General features: G+C 62.1%; 1 protein-coding gene. It reads right to left on the bottom strand.

Going from position 1 to position 863, the window contains the following annotated elements; genetic code table 11:
- A partial coding sequence (locus AC1DRJ_RS30240) for an oxidoreductase (protein ID WP_477805348.1) occupies positions 1 to 863 on the bottom strand: 863 nt, incomplete at both ends.

Here is an 863-nt window from a genome sequence, read left to right as displayed (position 1 = left end):
CAGCATCTGTCGCGCTAGCATGCTTGCATCGACATCACCGTCCCAAATAGCAGCCGCCGCTTGCCTGGGATCTGGAGTACTGGAAAGGAACAGCAGCACCCCGCTACCGAGTGCCTTGCGAAAGGCCTGCGGCTCTCCGTGGGTCAACATGTTGCCGGATGTACTCGGCACGCTATCACGCATCGACTCGTAGTTGCCCTCGCTTAGCGAGACGAAGTCCAAGCCGACCTCGGCGATGTGCGCTGCCACTTCAGCGTAACCTTCCGGCCCCTGGCCGCCGGGCATATGGTCATTCACACTCATGCGCACACCGACCGGATAATTTGGGCCGACTTCGGCGCGCACCGCTGCGACCACATCGCGCAAGGCTCGAGCGCGGTTTGCAACTGAGCCGCCGTATTCATCAGTGCGCTGATTGGCCAGCGGGGACAAAAAGGACGAGTAGAAGTAGCACATGTGTGCGCCAATCTCGACGCCATCGAAACCACAGGCCTTAGCCCGGCGGGCGCCGGTGACGACGCACGCCTCGATGTCCTTGATCTCTTGGATGCTGGCCTCGTGTGGCACCGGTGTGATTCGGCCGCCGGGGATGTAGAGATGGCTGGGCAAGCCGCCGGAGCCCATGCTCACTGGCTTCGGGCTGGCCGCCGAAATCCACTGGCCGTTTCGCGGCACGCCCATGCGGCCGAAACTCGGAAACAGCTGCGCGAACACCGCCGCACCGCTTTCATGTACAGCGTCGGTCAGCCGCTTGAGATCATCGACAAACTCGTCCTTGTCAAAGCGAAGGTTTGGCGCAAACGGCGACTCGTTCCAGGCGCGTTCGCTGCATACCGATCCGCCAACGATGGCCAGGCCAACTC

The organism is Pseudomonas sp. P5_B2, assembly GCF_056400445.1.
Note: the sequence above shows the minus strand (reverse complement) of the source record. Positions and strands in the feature narration are given on the sequence as shown.